We start from the raw sequence: 22,842 nt of genomic DNA on the forward strand, positions 1-22,842 counted from the left end.
GTTTGTGGCACACTCTGCACTCGCTTTCACTGTGTAGGGTAATTCTTACGATGTCCTGGCTTCGATCTTTCTATGACCGGCTGATTTTCCCCCGTCCTGTTCTGGTACTTCTGCTGTTTGGCGCCCTGCTGTTGATCGCCAGCCTGCGGCTGGACCAGTTCCGCCTGGATGCCTCGGCCGAGTCGCTGGTTCTTGAGGATGATCGCTCCCTGGAGCAGTACCGGGAAGTGAATCGCCGCTTCACCACCTCTGACGATTTTCTCGTTGTCACCTACACGCCGGACCAGGAATTGTTCAGCAACGAGGGCCTGGCGTTGCTGGCGTCGTTGCGAGATGAGCTCGCAGCCCTGGAGAATGTCAGCTCCACCAACAGCATCCTCAACGTCCCCCTGCTCCACAGCCCGGACCTGACCCTGGACACCGTCGACTCAGAAATCCAGACCATTGACGAGGATGACGTTGCGCCGGACACCGCCAAAAAAGCGCTACTCAACAATCCGCTCTACCCGAACCTGCTGATCAGCGAAGACGCGCGCACCACTGCGATACAGGTGAACCTGCCCACTCCCGAGCGCTATTTTGAACTGCTCCGGGAGCGCAACGAGCTGCGGGATAAAGTGCAGAGCGGCCAAGCCTCGGCAGAAGAACAGCAAAGACTGGAAACCGTCAGCCAGGCATTCATCGAGTTCACCGAGGCCCAGGGCGAGGAAAGGGACCGCACCATCAAACGGGTCAGGGACATCCTCGACAGCTACCGTGACCGCGCCGAGATCTACCTGGGCGGCGTACCCATGATCGTTGCCGACATGATCCGTTTCATCCAGAACGACCTGTCCACCTTCGGTGTTGGTGTGCTGATCTTCCTGCTGTTGACCCTGGCAATCATTTTCCGCCAGTGGCGCTGGGTGCTGGTACCACTGTTGTGCTGCAGCTTTACGGTGTGGCTGGTGATCGGCTATCTGAGCTGGGCGCAATGGCCAGTCACGGTGATCTCATCCAATTTCGTGTCGTTGCTGCTGATCATGACCCTCTCGCTGACCATCCACCTGATCGTTCGCTATCGGGAGTTCCAGCACGACGACCCTGAAGCCGAATCACGGGATACGCTGCGGCACACCTTGCTGGCGATGATCAAACCCTGCTTCTACATGGCCATCACCACCATTGTTGCTTTCGGCTCGCTTACGTTCAGCGGTATCCGCCCGGTGATCGATTTTGGCTGGATGATGACCATCGGCCTGACCGTGGCCTTCCTCATCACATTTATCATCTTCCCGGCCCTGCTGGCACTGCTGCCACCGCCGGTGGACGACCGGGTTCGCTCCAACCGAATTCCCTTTACCGATTGGTTTGCGCGGTTTACCGAGCACTACGGCAAAACCGTACTAGTCGGCTCCGCCATCCTCGCGGTGCTCTGCGTCATCGGCCTAAACCGCCTGACGGTGGAAAACAGCTTCATCGACTACTTCAAGTCCAGCACCGAAATCCACCAGGGCATGATCACCATTGATGACCGTCTGGGAGGCACGACCCCACTGGATGTGGTAATCACAGACGAGAAACCACCCGAAAGCGAAGCCGGCGGCGACCCCTTTGCCAGTGATTGCGATCCGTTTGTGGAGGACTGCGAGGGTGCCGAGGAATACCGGGACACCTGGTTCACCTATCAGAAGATGGACCGCCTGGGTAAGGTTCACGACTACCTGGACAGCCTGCCAGAGACCGGCAAGGTCATGTCCATCGACACCACCCTGGACATCCTTGCCCAGGTTAACGGTGGCGAGGCCCTGAATGCCCTGGAACTGGCGTTCGTCCCCTCGGCGGTGCCGGACGGTCTGAAGGACATTCTTCTGACCCCCTACATCAGCGAAGAGCATGACCAGGCCCGCTTCAGTATCCGCATTCTGGAGACTTCCCCTGACCTGCGCCGGCAGGCATTGCTGGACCGCATACGCACTCACCTCACCGAAGAAATGGGCTTTGAGGACGATCAGGTGAAGCTTACGGGCATGACGGTGATGTACAACAACATGCTGCAAAGCCTGTTCGATTCGCAGATCAAGACCATCGGCATTGTCTTCCTGGCCATCATGGTGATGTTCCTGATCCTGTTCCGGTCGATAAAGCTGGCGCTGATCGGCATGGCCCCGAACCTGATCGCGGCGGGTTCGGTGCTGGGCCTGATGGGCTGGCTGGGGATTCCGCTGGATATGATGACGATCACGGTGGCGGCCATCACGGTGGGGATCGCAGTGGACGATACCATTCACTACATCCACCGTTTCAAGACGGAATTCGAGAAAGACGGCGACTACCTCGCCACCATGCACCGCTGCCACCGCAGTATCGGACAGGCGATGTTCTTTACCTCGCTGACGATTATTACCGGCTTTTCGATCCTGGTGCTGTCGAACTTTATTCCGACCATCTACTTCGGGTTGTTTACCGGCTTTGCCATGTTCATGGCACTGGTGGGGGCGCTTACGTTGTTGCCTCGGCTTATTGTGCTGGTTAAGCCGTTCGGGGCTGAATTGTGAGTAACACTCTCCTAGCCTTCACAATTTGGTGATTGTCGCACCGATGTAGGCCCTTCCCGCCGCGACCTGACTCCCAACCAGCAGGCTACAGTCACAAAAAAACCGCCCAAGCCAGAGGCAAAGGCGGTTCTTTCAGGCCCCGGGCGTTAACCCGGAAGGCAGCAGTACGAGCTATTGGTGCTTACTGCATGCCCTGCTGCATCTGACGCTGCTGTTGCATCTGCTGCTGCATTTGCTGCATACGCTTGTTCAGTTCATCACGCTGCTCCTGGGTGAACACCGCATCAACCTTCGCCTGCATCAGGGTAGACATGGCCGTCATCTCGCCAGTTACATCACCCAGCTTCTCGGCGTTGTCACGAATCGCGTCTTCGTCGTAATCCGGCTTGATCTGAGCCTGGATCTGCTGCTGCAGTTGCTGGGCTTCGCCCTGAAGCTCCTGAATCTCAGCCTGCATCTCTTCAATGATGCCGCGAATTTCTTTCTGCTGGTCTTCACTCAAGCCAACCATCTGAGCCAGCTGATCAACCTGGTCCGGCTGCCCGCCAGATTGCTGCGCCATCGCCGGAGAAGACAGCCCGATAGCAATCAGGGCAATTCCGAACAGTTTCACGAGCTTCATAGAAATCTCCACTAATCGATTATTTAAGTCGCTTTGGGTTTTCGAGCCCTACACCCTAAATCAAAACAACCGGGTATTTCACCCCGAACCCCCTTCTTTTTGTACATACTTCACACCCTCACATGCCTCAGCTCCCACCATGGGCGGGTTGAGAGAAATGTGAAAATTTAGTCATTCCCGTCCATAATGGCGCCGTTCAGCCACTTCAGGAGTATCAACCATGGCCATTAACTGGTTTCCAGGGCACATGCACAAGGCCCGCAAGGAAATCAAAAAGGTAATGCCCCAGATGGATCTCATTATCGAGGTCGTGGACGCGCGCCTGCCGTTCAGCAGCGAAAATCCGCTGGTCCCTGCCCTGCGCGGCGATACGCCCGTCATCAAGGTGCTTAACAAGCGAGACCTGGCTGACCCGGCCATTACCGAACAATGGCTCGGCTGGCTGGAAAAGGAACGTGGCGTTCGGGCCATCACCATGACCCACAACCAGCGCGCGGAAGCCCTCGACATCCTGCGACTGGCCGGTGAAATGACGCCGGATCATGATCGCCAGAAACGGGCGCTGCGGGTGATGATCCTGGGCATCCCCAATGTCGGGAAGTCCACGCTGATCAATACCATGGCGGGCCGGCCGGCGGCCAAGACTGGAAATGAGCCCGCAGTGACCCGGGCGCAGCAGGCCATCAAACTGCCAGACAACGTTCTGCTCTATGACACACCGGGGTTTCTCTGGCCCAAGCTGTCTCCGGAAGCCTGCGGATACCGCCTGGCTATTAGTGGCGCCATTCGCAGTGCGGTGATTGAGTTTGAGGACGTGGCGTTATTCGAGGCGGATTACCTGCTGGACGCGTATCCCGAACTGGCAATGGCGCGCTACGGGTTTGAAGAAAGGCCCCGGGACGGCCTGGCACTGATGGACGGCATCGCGGAAAAACGACGGTTCCTGGGGAGAGGTGGGGTTCCGGACCTGCACAAGGTGTCGGAAATACTGCTTAACGAATTCCGCTCCGGGAAGCTCGGGCGAATTTCGCTGGAGACGCCCGCCATGGTCGAGCAGGAAGCCCGGGAAGAGGCTGAACGTCAACGCGAGAAATCCGACAAAGCCTGATCATCGAGACCACAACGGCATACGTTGAACCATCCCGCCGCCACATAGGCGGACGGCAGTGCGTCGAACATATCACGTGCCGTGCGAACCAGATGGGGCTGGTCGTAGAACCCGGCCTCTGTCGCCAACCGGGAGACGGATATACCCGGTTTCCAGAACGCCAATGCCCGGTTGATCTTCAGGTGCAGGAGAAAGCGGCGCAGCGGCACGCCCGTTTCCTGGCGAAACAGATGCGTCAGCCGTGACGAGGACAGCCCGACACTTTGAGCCAGAGAGTTCAGTTCCAGGCGTTCCGGCAGTTCTGCCCTCAGCTTCCCGCAAATGGCCGCTATACGGTCGTCCAGCGCAACGGGCGCGTGCCCGCTCCGGGAGATTACTTTTGCCAGCGCGCCGGCCATGGCCTCGCAGCCTGTCTCCCCGGGGTCAGGCAGATCCACACCGGTCAACGAAAGATCCGTGGAGGCCATGCCTGCCGTAACAGATTTCAGGGACCGCCAGTAAACGCTGTCGGGGTCGAGCTGGACGCTCCAGATTCTGGCCTCCCCAGGCTCCAGTGCCTGGGGAACGTCAGGGGCGACGATGGCGGCGCGGGTTTCCCGCCATTCACCGTCCACAGCCAGCCGAAAGGGACGGTCGAGCCCCACCAGCAAAGAAGCGCTTATGTGGCGGTGGGAGCGGTTGGGCATCAATTGCCCGAGTACCTGCCAGTGATCCTGCCACAAAAACACGGTGCCCTTGTGGCTCTGATCGCTGGTTGGTGTTTTGAAGGGCGGTGCCTGCATGGTGTCACTCAACTCTGCATTTCCCTGCAAGCATACCTCAAGCAGCCTTGTTTCAGTGACTCTGAGGCTGGCGCCCACCGTTATGGCCACCTTGGGCATGAGGCACCGGTATTCCCAGCTTCGCCGCAAGCTCGATGCTAACGAAGATCGGCCCGATCAGCAGGAACACAAGGTCTTCCACGAACGACGGCTTCTTGCCTTCAATTTTATGGCCGACCACCTGGACCGCCCAGGCAACGATCCAGACCACAAGACTGGTCCAGAACAGGGACAGACCACTGGCCAGCACACTCTGTATGGCCCACAAAGACAGTACAAACCAGCCCGCCATCAATACGAACACCCAAAGCGACAAGCGCAGATAAACGATACCCGACAAGCCCGCGAGAATCGTGGCGCCGTTGACCCAATAGGCCCCAGAGCCAGAAAGGCCAAGCCAACTGCCTACCGGTATCAGCCAGAACAATCCCAGTGTTGATATCAGGATTGCCGGAACGCAGGCAATATGGACCCACTGGTTGACGGTGTTCTGATGGCTATCGCCGTAGTCATGCAGAAATTGAGACAGTGAACGCACGGTGAATCTCCCTCGGGTTATTGTTGATAAACGCCATCTTACCAACGTCCATGATCGCCGCCTTGTACGTAACGGCTATGCCGGCTCGCCTGGCCTCTTCTTGCACCTTACCAAGGTCAAATATCGCCGCAGCGCCAAAGCGCCTAGACTGATGGTTATAGTCAGAGACAGAGGGGACCGGCCCGGTTCGCGGTGCAGGCCCTGCTAAGGAGGAAAGTATGAGACGGGTTGTAGTTACCGGAATGGGCATTGTTTCCTGCCTCGGCAACTCCACGGATGCGGTGCTGGAAAGCCTCAAGGCCGGCAAATCGGGCATCCGGTTCAATGAAACCTATCGTGACATGGGCTTCCGCAGCCAGGTGGCAGGTTCTGTTGATGTGGATACGTCGGTCATCGACCGTAAAACCCGACGCTTCATGGGCCAGTCGGCGATGTACAGCTACCTTGCCATGGAGCAGGCCATTGCGTCCTCACGATTGACAGACGATCTGGTCTCCAATGACCGTACCGGCCTGATTGCCGGCTCCGGCGGCGCGTCCAGTGCCAGCCAAGTGGAGGCCGTCGACATCATGCGTGAAAAAGGTGTCAAACGCATCGGGCCCTACATGGTGCCACGGATCATGACCAGTACCGTGTCGGCCTGCCTGGCCACCGCGTTCAAAATTCGCGGTGTGAACTACTCCATGTCGTCTGCCTGCGCCACCAGCGCCCACTGTATTGGCCACGCCGCGGAGCAGATCCAGTCCGGCAAGCAGGACATCGTATTCGCCGGCGGTGGTGAGGAAGAAGACTGGAGCCTGACCATGTTGTTCGACGCCATGGGCGCCTTGTCCACCAAGTATAACGATGCCCCGGAAACCGCATCCAGGCCCTTCGACGCCGGTCGTGACGGATTCGTTATCGCAGGCGGTGGCGGCATGGTGGTAATGGAAGAGCTTGAGCATGCCCTCAAGCGCGGTGCCCCCATTATTGCCGAGCTGACCGGTTATGGCGCCACGTCCGACGGACACGACATGGTCGCCCCCTCTGGCGAGGGCGCCATGCGTTGCATGCAACAGGCGCTGTCCACGGTTGAAACACCGGTGGACTACATCAATGCGCATGGCACCAGCACGCCGGTAGGCGATGTGGCGGAGATGAAGGCGGTACGGAACGTCTTCGGTGATAAAGTGCCGCAGATTTCGTCCACAAAGTCGCTATCCGGCCACTCTTTAGGCGCATCGGGTGTTCATGAAGCGATCTATTCCCTGATCATGCTGCAGAACGGATTTATTGCGGGCACTAAAAACCTGACAAACCTGGATGACACCATTGCCGGAATGCCGGTTGTGGGGCCTGATTCCAAAGCGGCGCCACTGAATACAGTGATGTCCAACAGCTTCGGGTTCGGCGGCACCAATGCCTCGCTGGTATTCGGAAAAGCCTGACTTCCTGACGAGCCTAGCTTGTGGGCTCGTCCGTGAGTTCCTTGCCGCCGTTCAGGGACAGTAGCTCCAGCTCCTCGGCCAACCCCGAACGCCACGGGAGCTGCTTGACGCCAAAGGTGTTGCGGATCTTGGTGCAGATCATGGTGGCGTTCGCGGGCTCCAGGGTTGCCCATGCGGGCGTTTCATCCACCACCCGGATACCATCGGGAATACCCCTCAAACCGGTGATTGCAAGCCCCAGCTCATAGAGAGAGATATCTTCCGCACCGGCATACTGATAGGTGCCCCACACCTCCGCACCACAGTCTATCTGCTGCACAATCGCGGTAATCACCCGGGCAAGATCACTGACAGTCACAGGTTGGCCACGGCATTTACCGGGTAACTTGATGGTGTCGGACCCTGCGGCAACGGACTGCACCTTGCGGACAAAGCGCCCCAGGCTCCAGCCCGTCCTCAGAATGATATGCCGCGGCAACAACGTTCTCAGCGCCTGTTCGCATTCCCACTGCCAGTTACCCAGCTCGTTACAGGGCTGACCGGGATTGGAGGCAATATAGGCACTCTGCTTTCGGCCGTCGAACACGTAGGAAGACGACAACTGCAACAACGCGATATTGTGCTCACAGGCGTGCTCAGCCAGTGCCACAGGCAACGAAAACGACGCCTTGTGGGCCAACTCGGGGTTCTTTTCCGCACTTTCAGGGTCCGCAAGCCAAAGCGCGTTCACGATCAGATCAGTGTCGTCGGGAACCCAGCCTTCCAGCGCCGAAAGATCCGCGGTTTCAAGCTCGCTGATCAGCAACGGGCTGACATGGAGCGAGGTATTCCTTAAACGCTCCAGCAATACCCGCCCCAATGGGCCATAATCATGAACAACAAGAACGTGCACGAGCGCTCATCGCCTCCGGTTTCTATCTTCGCAACGGGTAACAATACCGTTGCCACTTTATCGGTATGCTGCTGTAAGTCTTTACCACACTGTAATCGTTCCCACAGCTTGTTGGAACGCGTGCACGGGATATCACTGATATGACGGGCACCCGATACCGTTCGAGCCAATGGCACGCGGTGTACACCCCATAGAATACGTGTCGGAGTACTGAGCAGACCTGACGAGCATACAACAACAGGATCCTACATGCTGAAACAACAAAGCCATATCGTTGCCCCCATTCCGGATGAGCTCCGCACCCGCGCACTTTATACCGTCAATGAGCTCCGGGAGCGGGGAAAGGCGGACAAGATAGCCATCGACAAACTGTTCGAACTGATTGTCGAGATGACCGACAACGGTCTGGATTTCTTTTTCCTGGAACCCCTGCGCCGGCTGAATGCCAGCAGCATGCTGATGGGTATGGCCAGAATGGGCATCGGCAGCATGCTCAAAGGCAGCAAGATGGTCGTCCACAAAGTCCTGAAGAAACTGGACGACCGCAGCCTGGCCGCGATTCTCGACTTCATCGAGGAAATCATCCACGAGCCGGAACCCGCTTCCTGATCACCTACCCTGCTGCGGTGTTGCCCGAATCCTCGTACAGCCTGGGCACCCGGGCTGTAATACCCGTTAGCAGTTCGTAGCCAATGGTACCGGCGTGTTGCGCCACTTCATCCACACTGACATGCCGCCCCCAGAGCTCCACAGAGTCGCCAGGACAGGCGTCAGGGGCGCCCTTCAGGTCCACGGCCAGCATGTCCATGGACACCCTGCCAATCAGGCGTATGCGGTTACCGCCGACCCACGCCGGAGTGCCCGTGCCGGCATGGCGAGGATAGCCATCACCATAGCCAATGGCCACAATCCCCATTCGTGTTTCCTGAGTCGCGGTCCAGCTGTAGCCATAGCCCACGGACTCTCCCGGTTGTAGCGTTCGCACGGCGGTTAAAGGGGCTTCCAGTGTCATTACCGCTTCCAGTCCCAGCTCCGGGCCAGTCTTGCCCAAGGTCGGGGAGGCGCCGTAAAGCATGATGCCGGGACGGGTCCAGTCGAACGACGGCTGGGCAGGAAGAAAATGGGCGGCGGAATTGGACGCGCTTTTCTCAAGTTTTGGCCAGTCCACCACGGCTTCACTGAATATTCGCGTCTGCTGGTCCGTGTCATCGCTGGAGATATCGTCCGCACAGGCAAAGTGCGTTACGAAACCCGCCACCTTCTCCGCCGCGGCAATGGTACCCAGTCGTGCCATAACATCGGCCAGTGCGCTCGGCGCGAAACCAAGCCGATTCATGCCGGTATTCACTTTTACCCAGACCGTCGGCGTCCCACCAGCCTGCTCCAGCCAGTCCAACTGATAATGACTGTGGACCACCACTTCAAAACCTTCGCGAACACACATCGCGACGTCCTCGGCACTGTGCATGCCCTGCAACAACACCACAGGATGGTCAACACCGGCCTCACGGATCGCCAGGGCTTCTTCCAGACAGGCAACGGCAAATTTGGGTGCATCGCTCGCCAGGGCCCGTGCGACTTCACGGATGCCATGGCCATAGCCATCGGCCTTGATAACGGCCATCGCCCGGGCCGGGCTGGCCAGCCGACAGGCGAGGCGATAGTTGTGGCGGAGTGCACGGGTATCAATACGGGCAAGGGTCTTCCGTGGCATTAATAATCCCCGCCGTAATCGCCGTGGGCCAGATCCTCGAACTTGGTGTACTTGCCGATGAAGGCCAGTCGCACAGTGCCAATGGGGCCGTTACGTTGCTTACCGATGATGATTTCGGCAATGCCCTTGTCGGAGGTGTCTTCGTTGTAGACCTCATCCCGATAGACAAACATGATGACGTCCGCGTCTTGCTCGATCGCACCGGATTCCCGCAGGTCCGAGTTGACCGGGCGCTTGTTCGGCCGCTGCTCCAGGCTCCGGTTCAGCTGCGAAAGCGCCACGACCGGGCAGCTGAGCTCCTTGGCGATCCCTTTCAGGGACCGGGAGATCTCGGAAATCTCGGCGGTCCGGCCCTCGGTGTTGCCGGGCACCCGCATCAACTGGAGGTAATCGACCATGATCAGGCCAAGCTTGCCTTCGTTCTCCCGGGCAATACGACGAGCCCGGGAACGCATTTCGGTTGGGCTCAGACCAGGCGTGTCGTCGATATAAAGCGGCTTGTCTTTCAGCAGACTCACCGCGGATGTCAGCCTGGGCCAGTCGTCCTCTTCAAGCTTACCGCTACGAATCCGGCTCTGATCAATACGCCCTAGTGACGACAACATACGCATGACCAGCGCATCCGCCGGCATTTCCATACTGAACACCAGAATCGGCGCGCCGGTGCTTATCAAGGCGTTCTCGACGATATTCATGGCAAAGGTGGTTTTACCCATGGACGGTCGCCCCGCCACGATCAACAGATCCGAGGGCTGCATCCCCGACGTCCACTCGTCCAGGTCCTTGAAGCCCGTGGTCAGACCCGTTGTAGTCTCGCCGGACTCGAACAGCTCCTCAATGCGACTGAGGGCCTTGGTGAGAATCGGGTTGATGGCCTGGGGGCCAGAGCCTTCCTTGACCCGCGATTCGGCGATCTGGAAGACGTTACGCTCGGCTTCATCCAGGATCTCGTTGCTGTTCCGGCCCTGGGGGTTAAACGCCGAATCGGATATCTCGCCGGACACCTGCACCAGTTGTCGCAGAATAGAGCGCTCCCGCACAATCTCGGCATAGGCGCGGATATTGGCGGCACCGGGTGTCTTCTCGGCCAGCTCTGCCAGGTAGGAAAGCCCACCCGCGTCTTCGATATCACCGGCACGCTCCAGGAATTCGGTCAGCGTGACAACATCAAGCGGTTCGCTTTCGCCCGCCAGTCGCTCGGCAGCACCAAAAATGAGGCGGTGATCCTGGCGATAAAAGTCGCCAGCGGAAATGATCTCCGAGATTTCATCAAATCGGCGGTTGTCCAGCATCAGGCCACCAAGCACCGCCTGTTCGGCCTCCACGGAATGAGGTGGAACCTTGATTCGGCTGGTCTCAGGGTCGCTGTTTACCGGTTTGAAATTCGGGTTGGCCATGGAAACGTCTTCGTCTGGGCATCACATCCGTGACAGTTTACGGGGATTGTCGATGCGATGGGAGAGCTACGGAAAACACAAATCATACACCAGAAAGCAACAGGCCCGGAATCCACCTGAGTGGATTCCGGGCCTGTATGGCTGCACCGGGTAGTAACCCGATGTTCAGACTAAACCGTCAATTTACTCGGCCACAACAGCCAGGTTAATGTGAACGGTTACGTCAGAGTGCAGCTGAAGCTCGATTTCGTACTCGCCAACCACGCGGAGCGGGCCTTCGGGCAGACGAACTTCACTTTTCTCAACGTCGGTACCGGTGGCGGTAATCGCATCTGCGATGTCACGCACACCGATGGAGCCGAACAGCTTGCCTTCTTCACCAGCCTTGGAGGTAATGGTGACTGAGGCGCCTTCCAGAGCTTCGCCACGAGCCTGGGCCGCAGCCAGCTTCTCAGCTGCCGCTTTCTCCAGCTCTGCACGGCGCTCTTCGAACGCTTTCAGGTTGTCAGCGGTTGCCGCAACAGCTTTGCCATAAGGCAGAAGAAAATTACGACCGTAACCGGCCTTTACCTTGACCTTGTCACCCAGTGAACCAAGGTTTGCTACTTTTTCGAGCAGAATAACATCCATCTCGTTAACCTCTTCGTGCTTTATTCAGCCGGGCCGGAGGGCTTCATTCGCCTCCGGATGTCCAGCCAGCTATCCACAAAAGCCAGAACTACCAACAGAATCATCAGGCTTGGACCAAGCAGTACCAGTGCCAGGTAGAACAGCACCAACCACTGACCACTCAGGTTTTTACGACCGACAACACCATGAACCAGGGCCAGGCCCGCAACAAACAGCGGCAAACCTCCAACCCAGCCCAGCAGCATGGAATTCAACCCGAGAACGGGCCCTGCCACCATGGTAATCACACAGATAACCGCGATTGCCGGTGACAGCCGGAGCGAGTGAAACTCGGTCCGGAATCCGCCGGGGTTGTACAACCCGGCCTGCCAGGATCTTGCCAGCATGGTCATGCACACCCCGATTACCAGGTAGATGCCCGCCATGCTCGCATTCATGGTTTGCCGAATGACTGTTTCCAGCTCACTGCCAAGACTACTGGCAATTTCGGCGTTGTACTCTTCGTAAAATCTCACCCCGGCCTGCACCAGATCGTTCAACAGATCCGGGTACACCAAGGGCAACATCAAGCCTGTCACAATCCCCAGGAAACTGCCTGCGAGCAGCGCTTTCTCCCACGACAGGGTTATTCTCAGGATGGACGCCATCAACATTGCCTGAAGCAACACCACCAGGGCCGTCGGGTCCTGCCCGAACCAGCTCCAGCCGAGTGCCGGAAGCAATGCCCAGAGGCCGATACTAAGCCCCTGGCTGATACCCAGTCTGAGAATGACCAGGCCAATAACCGCCGCACCTATCCAGAACAACAAGGGTATTGCAGTGGTAACTGCTGCCACCCCGCCTGCCTGCAGAGGACCGCGCATTACAAACTGTGCCAGTGCACGCATGGTCCCGGGTCCTGTTTATTCTGTTACTTAGTTGTCGTGGCTGTCCGAATACGGCAGCAGTGCCAGGTAGCGGGCACGCTTGATAGCGGTAGCCAGCTGACGCTGATAGCGTGCCTTGGTGCCGGTAATACGGCTGGGCACGATCTTGCCGGTTTCAGTGATGTAACCTTTCAGGGTGTCCAGATCCTTGTAATCGATCTCTTTAACACCTTCTGCCGTGAAGCGGCAGAATTTACGACGTCTGAAAAAACGAGCCATAACTTAACTCCTCAACTCCGGTGATGGTTTTACTCTTCTTCGTCCTGGGTTTCAGCCTGCTGACGTGGCTCGTCAGATTCAGCTGAACGACGCGGACGATCATCGCCGCCACGACGGTCTTCACGGGACTCGGAAGCTTTCATCGGGGACAGTTCGATGTCGGCACCATCGCGGCGCAGGATCATGTCGCGGATGATGGCATCGTTGAAACGGAAGTTGTGAGTCAGCTCGTCCATCGCTGCCTGTGAACATTCAATGTTCATCAGAACGTAGTGAGCCTTGTGAATCTTGTTGATCGGGTAAGCCAGGTGACGACGGCCCCAATCTTCCAGGCGATGTACCTTGCCGCCATCTTCATTGATGACGCCGGTATAGCGCTCGATCATCGCGGGCACCTGCTCGCTCTGATCCGGGTGTACCATAAATACGATTTCGTAGTGACGCATGAGTTCTCCCTACGGTTTAAACAGCCTCCAGCACAGGCACCGGTTTCAACAAACAGGGCAAATGCAGAAAGCAAGGAGGTGGCAGGCAAAGCTGCCGGCTTCTTTTTGCTTTTATCAACAAGACATTACGTATAAAGCCTGCTCAAAAAGCCGATATTGATCACCAGGATTTCAGGCAATACAACATCGCCCCCTGAAAAAGGGGGTCACGTATTCTAGGCGTGTGGCTGATACTATGCAAGCCGTTGACGCAAGGCTTCGTAAAGGCAGACACCGGTAGCCACCGACACATTGAGACTGTCCACGTGGCCAAGCATGGGGATATTGATCAACAGATCACAGTGTTCCCGGGTCAGGCGCCGCATACCTTTGCCCTCGGCACCCATTACCAGAGCGACCGGGCCGGTAAAATCCGCTTGATACAGGGTATTGTCCGCCTCGCCGGCGGTGCCAATGAGCCAGACGCCATCATCCCTGATCGTACGCATAAACCGCGCAAGATTGGTGACACGTACCAGAGGTACGGTTTCAGCCGCGCCACAGGCCACTTTCCTGACGGTCGGCGACAACGACGCAGACTTATCCTTGGGCACGACCACAGCCTGGACACCCACGGCATCAGCGGTTCGCAGGCAGGCGCCCAGGTTATGGGGATCGGTAACCCCATCCAGGATCAACAGAAACGGCGGCTTGTCAGACCCTGACAGCATGGCCAGGAGATCGTCCTCACTCCATTCACGGCTTTCGGAAACCGCGGCCACAACACCCTGATGCACGCCGGCTACGCGCTGATCCAGTTCCTTGCGATGAACCACCTGCCAACGGACTCCAAGCTCATTCAGAGTTTCCGTTACCGTTTTGACACGGCGATCTTCGCGGCCAGTCTGGATCCACACCTGCTGCAAACGCTCCGGCTCACGTTTGAGGACGGCCTCAACCGCATGCCAGCCAAAAATGTACTCTTCAGACACGGCCTATTTTCCTGACTTGCGGGGCTTTCGTTTCTTGTCAGCGCCGGCGGTTTTAGCCGGCGACTTCTTGCTCTTGCCCTTACCCAGTGCAAGCTTGGCCGCTTCCGCCACCAGCTTGTCACGGGCCGACATTTCGCCATCATCATCGAACGTTGGCGTGACCGCGTCGGACGCCCCCGATTTGCCAGAGGGCTTTGAACCAGTCGCTTTCCTGCGGCGAGGTTTAGCGGCCGCATCACCAGCCGTGTCCCGGTCAGCCCTTGGAGCACGGCCAGCGGTGGATTTGCCACCCTTACCTCGTCCCTTACCTTTGCCCTTGCCCTTATCCCGCGGCTCTCGCTTGGTGACCTCCAGTGCATCCCGGTCGGCTTGGCGATGCTGTGGCTCGCTTACCAGCTCCAGGTCCACCTTGCGGTCTTCCATGCCTACACGCATCACCTTCACGCGGACCTCATCGCCCAACCGGAAGCTCATAGCGGTACGCTCGCCGATCAGGCGATGTTTGGCAGCGTCGTGATGGAAGTAGTCACCACTGAGGGTAGACACATGCACCAGGCCCTCAATGTAAACTCCGGAAAGCTCCACAAAGAACCCGAAAGGCACAACGGCTGCAATCACGCCGTCGTACTCCTCGCCTACGTGATCCTTGAGGTATTCGCATTTGAGCCAGGCCATGACGTCCCGCGTTGCGTCGTCGGCGCGGCGCTCCGTCATCGAGCAGTGCTCACCCAGTTGATGCATTCTGGGAAGATCATAAGGGTAATCCGCCAGTTCCGGGTCACGCTTGGGCGGCACCGATACGTCTTTGCTACCGTCCTCGCCGTGAATCACGGACTTGATACCGCGATGCACGATCAGGTCCGGATAACGGCGAATCGGCGAGGTGAAGTGGGCATAACTGGCAAACCCCAGGCCGAAATGGCCACCCTCATCCGGGCTGTAGACGGCCTGACTGAGAGAGCGCAGCATCACCGTCTGAATGACATTCGCGTCGGAACGGTCTGCAATACTGGACAACAGCGCCTGATAATCAGCGGAGGTTGGCTTGTCTCCACCCCCCAGCTGCAGCCCCAGCTCACCCAGGAAAAGCCGCACCGCATTGAGACGCTCCTCGGATGGGCCATCGTGCACCCGGTACAGTGATGGCACCTTGTGCTTCTTGAGGAATCGCGCCGTCGCCACGTTGGCGGCGAGCATACACTCCTCAACGATCTTGTGGGCGTCGTTGCGCTTGACCGGAACGATTTCCTCGATTTTGCGACTGGCGTCGAATATGACCCGGGTTTCCGTGGTTTCAAAATCGATGGCACCACGCTCAGTCCGGGCTTTGCGCAGCAATTTGTAGAGGTTGTAGAGGTTATGCAGGTGCGGCAGCACATGCGCGTACTGCTCCGACAGCCTGTAACCCGGCTCGGAATCCGGCCGCTCAAGCATGTCACTGACCTTGTTGTAGGTCAGTCGCGCGTGGCTGTGCATCACCGCCTGATAGAAGGTATAGCCACTGACGCTACCGTTGGCACTGATGGTCATGTCCGCCACCATGCACAGCCGATCCACACCCGGGTTCAGTGAACACAACCCGTTGGACAGCTTTTCCGGCAGCATCGGCACCACGTGATCCGGAAAGTAGACGGAGTTGCCACGGTTAATCGCTTCTTCATCCAGCGGTGAGCCGGGACGCACGTAATGGGACACATCTGCGATCGCTACCAGCAGACGGTAGCCACCACGCGGGCGCGGCTCACAATAGATCGCGTCGTCAAAGTCCCGGGCGGTTTCGTCGTCGATGGTCACCAGGCGCAGGTTGCGGATATCCACCCGATTCTGCTTGTCCTTTTCGGTCACCTCATCGGCAATGCCGGCAATCTGCTCACCGACGGCCGGCGGCCAACTGTGAGGGATATCGTAGGAACGGATGGCCACGTCGATTTCCATACCCGGTGCCATGTGCTCACCAAGTACTTCTACCACCTTGCCCGTTGGCTGGGTACGCACCGTAGGCTGGCGCAGGATGTCGACCACGACGTATTGGCCGTGCCGTGCATCATTAATGTGCTCTGCCGGAATCAATACTTCGTGGTTGATGCGAGCGTTCTCCGGAACCACAAAGGAGATGCCGCTTTCCTGAAACAGACGACCAACGGTTTGATGGGTACGATACTCCAGCACCTCTACAATCACCCCTTCGCGACGACCACGATCGTCCACCCGGTCCACCCGGGCGGCAACGCGGTCACCGTGGAAAACCTGGCGCATCTGGCGGGCTGTAAGGAACAGATCCGACCCTCCATCATCCGGGATCAGAAAACCGAACCCGTCTTTGTGCCCCGTGACACGGCCTGTAACAAGATCCGCTTCTTCAATGGGCAGGTAGGCTCCCCGGCGATTACAGATCAGTTGTCCGTCCCGGCACATGGCAATCAGCCGGCGCCGAAGGGCTTCGATGCCCTCCTCGGACTGCTGCCCCAACTCGCCACACAGAGTCTCGTGAGTGGCCGGCGCGCCCCGTTCCTTCAGATGGTCGAGTATGAACTCCCGGCTCTGAATCGGGTTGTCGTATTTGCTGGCCTCACGCTGCGCATGTGGGTCTTTGTCCGTCTTTTTTCTGGAAACCATTCGTATCCTTAGTCTGACTTCCCTGTTGGAAATCATTCGTTATATTGCGTTTGCCAAGGAGTATAACGCCGCCAGCACCCGCCTGCCTAACCGACCACCTAAAATAGACGTAAAAACCGGCCCCGGCGGGACAAAAAATATTTGACAGGCTTTTTCCGAATGATTAAAGTACGCGCCATCGGTTGACGGCAATGCCCGTAGCTGCGGCAGAAAGCCCGGAAATTCAACGAAGTAAAACGTTTGAATGCCCACCGGGAAGACTGCAAATCACCTGCCGAGGTGGTGAAATTGGTAGACACGCTAGCTTCAGGTGCTAGTGGGGGCAACCCCGTGGAGGTTCAAGTCCTCTCCTCGGCACCACTTCCTCCCTCAGGAAGTGTTAAGAATCCAACACCTTTATAAGCACATGTCGCAACAGATCTGCGCTCGAAAACGCGTGACTCTCCGCACTTTCGCGAAGAGCCTGACCGCAGCCCTGGCTTACTCCACCAGCCCCGACAAATACTCCGAGAGCCGTTGATAGGTGTAATTCACCCGGGCATAGGCCGCAGAAGGCGCTCTTTCGAACTCCCGCCCACAGGCCCGGCTGCCGCCATGACGATTCAGGTAGGCGATGTTGATCAGGTTGGGCTGGTCTGCCACGAACTCGCTGGAATTGTCGAACGGGTAGTAGAACGCCCAGTCAAACCCTTCTGTATTGCTGACCCCAGGCGTGGAACTCATTTCTTCATCCAGGAAGCCAAACCTTAGCGGCCTGAAACGGTCATTGCGAGTATCGAACTCCAGCGCCGGCGAGGTGAACTCGTCCGGTAGCGTGATACTGCCGGTGACCGTGAAAGGCTGCTGAGCAGACACCACCTGCGCCGCATCAACGTCCTCCGGATCAATATCCCCTTCGCAGGATTGGACGCTACTCGTGAGCGCCACAATCTCCTCGTTCAGGCCATCGACGGAACGCGTGAAACCGAAAAAGGCATCGTTGGCGAACTGATAGTCGGGGCGCAAAATTTCCGTCTTGCTATCGGAAGTTGCTGTCAGGGACTCGACCCGGGCATCCGCCATGGTCCACTCGTAACGGATCGCCGGCGGGCCACCCAATGCCGAGGACGACGCCAGTCCAGGATGGCAGGTGGTGGTGGTTTCGAACGTCGCGGTACGGTCCTGCCAGTTGAATGTCAGCCGCTCATCGGCCCCTTCAACCTCATGGTAGCTGGCACTCTCCTGGGACAATGATATCGAAGGCATCCACTGCACATCGGTATCGGCGATTCTGCCACGGGCATTGATCAAGCGGGCCATCTCTCTCATTGACGGCATCATGCACCCGTTTGCCGTCACAGCCGTTAACCGGCCATCTTCCGAGTAGTCGAACTCCAGTTCAGCGGACACGCTGAGGTTAGACATTGTGGCCGGCAACTCGCTCCCCTCCCCCCGGGCGAGAACTGTCTGGCGCTCAAGGATAACCGGATCGTCCAGCTCAACCGGCACTTCCGGCAATTCCAGTTCATCAATGTTGATGTTCTCGTAATTGCCTTGGGAGGCAGCGGCATCAACCACCTGAACCACCTCGAGGGCATTGCGGGCAAAGGATATACCCAGAAGATACACCGCCTCTTCACTCAGGTAGCGTTCACGTCCGTCACCATTGCGCAGGAGATTGGCGTACTCCGGCGGGAACTGGCTGGCCATGAAGCGGGCGAAGGCGCGGGCGTAGGCGTGAGCACGGTGATCACCGGACCGGATATAGTTACTGACCAGGTTCACGTTGCCGAGAGCATCAGACAGATCGGTACTGATGACCGAAAGATCCTGCAACCCAATCAGGCGGCGCTGCCGCACCAGGTGGCTCAATGGCGTGACATTGCGCACGCCAGGTGGCGCACTAAGCAGGTAGGCGTCTTCCAGCACCACTTCCCCGATGCGGGTCTGCTCCATGGTCTGGCCAGGCAGCACCACGGCAAACAGCGGAAAGTCCCTGGGATCGATATCCGGGGATATGGACGGGTCCTGCACCAGTTCCGCAGTATCCAGCGAGAAGACGCCACCTTCTCCCGTTAACGCGGTAGGCTCTCCGTCCCGCAGGGTTATTTCCGTGCCGGCGCTGTTTTCAAAGGTCATCGGGCCCGGCGTGTATTGGCTGTCACCGTCCATGTCCAGCCACACCCTGGCATTGCGCAGGTAGCCGTCAATCACCCGGCCTGTATAGGGCTCGGGCTCGCTGTAATCCTCGGCGTCAAAGTCACGGCCATCGACCGGTGACTTGTCGGATTCCTCGCCGCAACCGGCAAGGGCCAGCGTGAACAGGGCAACTGTAAAGGAGAGCAGACGTTTCATCGCGGCAACCATTGTCCTTGTTAGAGGTTGTGCCGCTACTGTAGGGGATGTTGCCGGGGGGAACCTTGATAGGTTTGGCAATTTGTAAACTTAGGTAACGAAAACGCGCCGCGGGAGCTGTCCCTGCGGCGCGCTAACGGGCACAAGCGCCTACTAGAACGAGCGCGCAACAATCTCTTTCATGATCTCATTGGTGCCGGCGTAGATACGCTGTACCCGCGAGTCCGCCCAGGCGCGGGCGATGGGATACTCCCACATGTAGCCGTAGCCGCCGTGAAGCTGCACGCACTCGTCCATGACTTTGCACTGCAGGTCGGTGGTATGCTGTTTCAGCATGGCTGCCGTTGGAATATCCAGCTTCTTTTCCAGGTGCAGTTCCAGACAACGGTCACAGAAGACGCGGGCAGCGGTGATTTCCGCCTTCATCTCCGCCATTTTGAAGCGGGTATTCTGGAACGCTATCACCGGTTTGCCGAACGCCTTGCGCTCCTTCACGTAATCCAGCGTCCACTCCCACGCGGCTTCCGCAGCAGCGACGGCGGTCAGGCCCACCTGCAGGCGCTCCGCCGGCAACTCCGCCATCAGTTGGAAGAAGCCCTGGCCTTCCATTGATCCCAAAAGCTTATCCGCAGGCACCTGAACGTCCTGGAAGAACAGCTCGGAGGTGTCCTGCGCTTTCATCCCCACCTTATTCAGGTTCTGCCCTTTCTCGAACCCTTCCCAGGCGGTTTCCACCAACAACAGGCTGGTGCCCTTGGCGCCTTCTTTCGGATCGGTTTTGGCCACCACGATCACCAGGTCCGCCAGCTGGCCGTTGGTAATAAAGGTCTTGGAGCCATTGAGTACGTAATGGTCGCCAGAAGCGTTTTTCACCGCCGTGGTTTTCACCCCCTGCAAGTCGGAACCTGCGCCCGGCTCGGTCATGGCGATGGCACCGATCATTTCGCCGGTTGCCAGTTTCGGCAAGTAATACTGTTTCTGTTCTTCGGAGCCGTAATTGAGGATATAGGGGGCAACGATGTCGGAATGCAATGTCCAGCCGATGCCGGACAGGCCCGCCCTGGACACCTCCTCCATGATGACAGCGCTGTAGCGGAAGTCCGCGCCTACGCCGCCGTATTCTTCCGGCATGGTCGGGCAGAGGAAACCAAGTTCGCCGGCCTTCTTCCAGAGCTCCCGGCTGACCTGGCCATCTTTCTCCCACTGTTCATGGTAGGGCGCCGCTTCCTGTTGCAGAAACTTGCGGACGGAATCCCGGAAGCCGTCAAGGTCGGCGTCAAAGACTGTGCGTGGAATCATGGTGTACCTCGGTGAATGACTGTGTTGTGGTTGTCGTTCACCAAGTCTCGGGGGCGCGGCGTTTTCGCTCAATGATGAAAAGCATCAATCGGGCTGACCAAAACCATCGCCCATCGGTTCAGTCGGGCTGTTTCGCCTTCGCCCTCTCCTCGCCCCAGCGCGGCATCAGATCCTGGGGCAGGCCCAGGTGATCCAGAAGTCGGGCAACGATGAAATCCACCAGGTCACTCACGGAATTCGGCCTATGATAGAACCCCGGACTGGCCGGCATGATGACCGCCCCCATGCGGGTCAGGCGCAGCATGTTTTCCAGGTGCACTTCCGAAAAGGGCGCTTCCCGGGGCACCAGGATCAATTGCCGCCGCTCTTTAAGGGCGACATCTCCGGCGCGCTCGATCAGGTTGTTACTGGCGCCGGTGGCCAGGGCAGACAGGGTGCCGGTACTGCAGGGACAAATCACCAACGGGGCTTTTTCACCCGAACCAGAAGCCGGCGGGGCGAACCAGTCTTCACGGCCGAACACCAGCACCTGCCCCGGACGGGCGCTGGCATAGCTGGCAAGCGCTTCCTGCATGGCGGCGGTGTTGCCCGGTAATTTCAGATCGGTTTCCGTGGCGATCACTACCTGTGCCGCCTTGCTGACCATCACATGCACCCGGCAGTTCGCCGCCACCAGGCACTGCAACAAACGCAAGCCGTACTGGGCGCCAGAGGCACCGGTAAAGGCCAGATTGATCACCCGCTGTTTTTCGGACGCTGCCGTCATAACTGAAGTTTCCTGATTGGATAGCGGAGGCAGGATGCCCCGTCAGCCGGATTCGCGTTCCAGTTCGGCAATCAGCTTCTGGTGAATACCGCCAAAACCGCCGTTACTCATAATGACAATATGGCAGGGACCGGATACCTGATCCAGAACCTGGCCGATCAGTTCCTCAACGCTGGCCCCGACACGATGGCGATCCGGTGTTGCCGACTCGGGACTACGGCCCTCAACTAATGCTGGCAACCAGTCCATGCCATTGAGATTGGCCCAGAATACCTGATTCGCCGCTGCAGCACTGGGCAGCAGGCTCTCCTGGTGAAAACCTTGCTGCATGGTGTTGGAGCGTGGCTCGATCAGCGCAAGGATGGTCTCATCGCCCACCTTGTGGCGTAGGCCCTCCAGCGTGGTAGCGATGGCCGTCGGATGATGGGCAAAGTCGTCGTAGACACAGACACCACCAACATCCGCAAGCAGCTCCATCCTGCGTTTGACGCCCGAAAAGCGGCACAGCGCCGCCACGGCATGGTCCGGGGTAACACCCACATGGCGGGCTGCTGCGATGGCCGCGAGGGCGTTGCGCACGTTGTGCAGGCCGGTTTGAGACCAACTGACTGAAGCCACCGGCTGTTCGTGGTGCACCACCATGAATCGACTGCCATCCTCAGCCAACAGCTCCGCCCGCCAGTCGGCCATATAGGGCACTTCGCTGCCCACAGAGGTAGCCTGCACGCTGCTCCAGCAGCCAAGTTCCAACGCCCGATCAAGATGGGCATCCAGGGCCGGGCGCACAATCAACCCACGGGACGGCACCGTTCTGACCAGATGATGGAACTGACGCTCGATGGCTTCAACGTTGTCAAAAATATCCGCGTGATCAAACTCGAGATTGTTGAGGATTAGGGTATGGGGACGATAGTGGACAAACTTGGAGCGCTTATCGAAGAAGGCGCTGTCGTATTCATCGGCCTCAATAACGAAAAAGTCGCTACTCCCCAACCGTGCCGAAACCGGGAAATCATTGGGGACCCCACCTATCAGATAGCCCGGTTCCAACCCGGCCTGCTCCAGGATCCACAACAACATGGCGGTTGTGGTGGTTTTGCCGTGGGTCCCGGCAACCGCCAGCACCCAGCGGTGACGCAGAACCTCTCGCGCCAGCCATTCCGGGCCGGACATGTAATCAATATTCTGGTTAAGAACCGCTTCCACCTCCGGGTTGCCCCGGGACATGGCGTTACCAACCAGAACCAGGTCCGGCTGAGGCTTGAGGTTGTCAGGATCGTAACCTTCCATTAACCCGATTCCCTGGGCCTCCAACTGGGTACTCATGGGCGGGTAAACCCCCTGATCGGAGCCCGTCACGGTGTGCCCGAGCTCCCTCGCCAGTACGGCCAGACTGCCCATGAAGGTGCCACAGATTCCCAGGATATGGATGTGCATTCGGTTATCGACCTCTTAAATGAAACCTGCAAAGCGTCCCGTATAGAATGCGGGTCGTCAAGCGTTCCTTATGACGTTTGATGTCATGAAAAAAAAAAGCGATTGGCGTATCATCTGCCGCACTTGATGAAACTGCAGGAGG

Annotated in this window: 20 protein-coding genes and 1 tRNA gene; 5 read left to right on the forward strand and 16 right to left on the reverse strand. The window is 58.1% G+C overall.

From position 1 onward, the window contains the following. Positions 1 to 50 precede the first annotated feature (50 nt). Positions 51 to 2,537 carry an efflux RND transporter permease subunit gene (locus JJO78_RS06975; RefSeq protein ID WP_075194953.1) on the forward strand — a complete coding sequence of 829 codons (2,487 nt, stop codon included), beginning with the start codon at positions 51 to 53 and terminating at the stop codon, positions 2,535 to 2,537. Positions 2,538 to 2,718: 181 nt separating this feature from the next. Here JJO78_RS06975 and JJO78_RS06980 read toward each other — a convergent pair whose 3' ends face one another. After that, the gene (locus JJO78_RS06980) at positions 2,719 to 3,159 is read right to left on the reverse strand and encodes a Spy/CpxP family protein refolding chaperone (RefSeq protein WP_036203929.1); all 441 of its coding nucleotides are present in this window, start codon (positions 3,157 to 3,159) and stop codon (positions 2,719 to 2,721) included. Positions 3,160 to 3,379: 220 nt separating this feature from the next. Between JJO78_RS06980 and ylqF the strand changes: the two genes are divergently transcribed. Further along, entirely contained in the window at positions 3,380 to 4,267 is an 888-nt protein-coding gene (gene ylqF, locus JJO78_RS06985; protein ID WP_041333456.1) for a ribosome biogenesis GTPase YlqF, read from the forward strand. On the opposite strand, the gene JJO78_RS06990 is transcribed toward ylqF, so the two are convergent. Next, positions 4,240 to 5,061, reverse strand: coding sequence for a helix-turn-helix transcriptional regulator (locus JJO78_RS06990; RefSeq protein ID WP_226909954.1), 822 nt, complete (start codon positions 5,059 to 5,061; stop codon positions 4,240 to 4,242). The genes ylqF and JJO78_RS06990 overlap by 28 nt on opposite strands. A gap of 40 nt (positions 5,062 to 5,101) precedes the next feature. Then, the gene (locus tag JJO78_RS06995) at positions 5,102 to 5,626 is read right to left on the reverse strand and encodes an Mpo1 family 2-hydroxy fatty acid dioxygenase (RefSeq protein ID WP_075194952.1); all 525 of its coding nucleotides are present in this window, start codon (positions 5,624 to 5,626) and stop codon (positions 5,102 to 5,104) included. Between the two features lie 218 nt (positions 5,627 to 5,844). On the opposite strand from JJO78_RS06995, the gene fabB reads away from it, so the two are divergent. Further along, on the forward strand, positions 5,845 to 7,053 hold the full coding sequence (gene fabB, locus JJO78_RS07000; RefSeq protein ID WP_075194951.1) for a beta-ketoacyl-ACP synthase I: 1,209 nt from the start codon (positions 5,845 to 5,847) through the stop codon (positions 7,051 to 7,053). Positions 7,054 to 7,066: 13 nt separating this feature from the next. Here fabB and JJO78_RS07005 read toward each other — a convergent pair whose 3' ends face one another. Continuing rightward, positions 7,067 to 7,945 carry a sugar nucleotide-binding protein gene (locus JJO78_RS07005; protein ID WP_075194950.1) on the reverse strand — a complete coding sequence of 293 codons (879 nt, stop codon included), beginning with the start codon at positions 7,943 to 7,945 and terminating at the stop codon, positions 7,067 to 7,069. A 249-nt stretch (positions 7,946 to 8,194) separates the two neighbouring features. Here JJO78_RS07005 and JJO78_RS07010 point away from each other — a divergent pair, with 249 nt between their 5' ends. Then, the gene (locus JJO78_RS07010; RefSeq protein WP_075194949.1) at positions 8,195 to 8,554 is read left to right on the forward strand and encodes a hypothetical protein; all 360 of its coding nucleotides are present in this window, start codon (positions 8,195 to 8,197) and stop codon (positions 8,552 to 8,554) included. A gap of 4 nt (positions 8,555 to 8,558) precedes the next feature. Here JJO78_RS07010 and alr read toward each other — a convergent pair whose 3' ends face one another. The 8 genes from alr to rnr all read right to left on the reverse strand — a co-directional run bounded on the left by alr (position 8,559) and on the right by rnr (position 16,864). Next, entirely contained in the window at positions 8,559 to 9,659 is a 1,101-nt protein-coding gene (alr, locus tag JJO78_RS07015) for an alanine racemase (protein ID WP_075194948.1), read from the reverse strand. Beyond that, positions 9,659 to 11,056 (reverse strand): replicative DNA helicase, encoded by a 1,398-nt coding sequence (dnaB, locus tag JJO78_RS07020; RefSeq protein WP_036203907.1) that lies wholly within the window; start codon positions 11,054 to 11,056, stop codon positions 9,659 to 9,661. Before dnaB ends, alr begins: the two co-directional genes overlap by 1 nt. A 183-nt stretch (positions 11,057 to 11,239) precedes the next feature. After that, a complete protein-coding gene (gene rplI, locus JJO78_RS07025) occupies positions 11,240 to 11,686 on the reverse strand; it encodes a 50S ribosomal protein L9 (RefSeq protein ID WP_036203904.1) in 447 nt (148 codons plus the stop codon). A 20-nt stretch (positions 11,687 to 11,706) separates the two neighbouring features. Then, on the reverse strand, positions 11,707 to 12,573 hold the full coding sequence (locus JJO78_RS07030; RefSeq protein ID WP_273623170.1) for a hypothetical protein: 867 nt from the start codon (positions 12,571 to 12,573) through the stop codon (positions 11,707 to 11,709). A 27-nt stretch (positions 12,574 to 12,600) separates the two neighbouring features. After that, on the reverse strand, positions 12,601 to 12,831 hold the full coding sequence (gene rpsR, locus JJO78_RS07035) for a 30S ribosomal protein S18 (protein ID WP_007154918.1): 231 nt from the start codon (positions 12,829 to 12,831) through the stop codon (positions 12,601 to 12,603). Between the two features lie 29 nt (positions 12,832 to 12,860). Beyond that, positions 12,861 to 13,277, reverse strand: coding sequence for a 30S ribosomal protein S6 (rpsF, locus tag JJO78_RS07040; protein WP_036203898.1), 417 nt, complete (start codon positions 13,275 to 13,277; stop codon positions 12,861 to 12,863). A gap of 233 nt (positions 13,278 to 13,510) precedes the next feature. Further along, on the reverse strand, positions 13,511 to 14,248 hold the full coding sequence (gene rlmB / locus JJO78_RS07045; RefSeq protein ID WP_036203896.1) for a 23S rRNA (guanosine(2251)-2'-O)-methyltransferase RlmB: 738 nt from the start codon (positions 14,246 to 14,248) through the stop codon (positions 13,511 to 13,513). A 3-nt stretch (positions 14,249 to 14,251) separates the two neighbouring features. After that, positions 14,252 to 16,864, reverse strand: a complete 2,613-nt coding sequence (rnr, locus tag JJO78_RS07050) for a ribonuclease R (RefSeq protein ID WP_127400800.1) — start codon at positions 16,862 to 16,864, stop codon at positions 14,252 to 14,254. Between the two features lie 273 nt (positions 16,865 to 17,137). On the opposite strand from rnr, the gene JJO78_RS07055 reads away from it, so the two are divergent. Then, positions 17,138 to 17,224: transfer RNA gene (locus JJO78_RS07055), tRNA-Leu, on the forward strand. A 120-nt stretch (positions 17,225 to 17,344) separates the two neighbouring features. On the opposite strand, the gene JJO78_RS07060 is transcribed toward JJO78_RS07055, so the two are convergent. The 4 genes from JJO78_RS07060 to mpl form a co-directional block, all read right to left on the reverse strand. Continuing rightward, on the reverse strand, positions 17,345 to 19,198 hold the full coding sequence (locus JJO78_RS07060) for a hypothetical protein (RefSeq protein WP_075194966.1): 1,854 nt from the start codon (positions 19,196 to 19,198) through the stop codon (positions 17,345 to 17,347). A 153-nt stretch (positions 19,199 to 19,351) separates the two neighbouring features. Next, on the reverse strand, positions 19,352 to 20,497 hold the full coding sequence (locus JJO78_RS07065) for an acyl-CoA dehydrogenase family protein (RefSeq protein WP_036203889.1): 1,146 nt from the start codon (positions 20,495 to 20,497) through the stop codon (positions 19,352 to 19,354). 118 nt (positions 20,498 to 20,615) lie between these two features. After that, positions 20,616 to 21,263 carry a flavin prenyltransferase UbiX gene (locus JJO78_RS07070; protein ID WP_036203886.1) on the reverse strand — a complete coding sequence of 216 codons (648 nt, stop codon included), beginning with the start codon at positions 21,261 to 21,263 and terminating at the stop codon, positions 20,616 to 20,618. 42 nt (positions 21,264 to 21,305) lie between these two features. Continuing rightward, positions 21,306 to 22,700 carry a UDP-N-acetylmuramate:L-alanyl-gamma-D-glutamyl-meso-diaminopimelate ligase gene (gene mpl / locus JJO78_RS07075; protein ID WP_075194946.1) on the reverse strand — a complete coding sequence of 465 codons (1,395 nt, stop codon included), beginning with the start codon at positions 22,698 to 22,700 and terminating at the stop codon, positions 21,306 to 21,308. Between the last annotated feature and the right edge of the window lie 142 nt (positions 22,701 to 22,842).

Origin of the sequence: Marinobacter sp. DS40M6 (assembly GCF_028581595.1) — a bacterium.
GTDB classification, from domain to species: domain Bacteria; phylum Pseudomonadota; class Gammaproteobacteria; order Pseudomonadales; family Oleiphilaceae; genus Marinobacter; species Marinobacter salarius.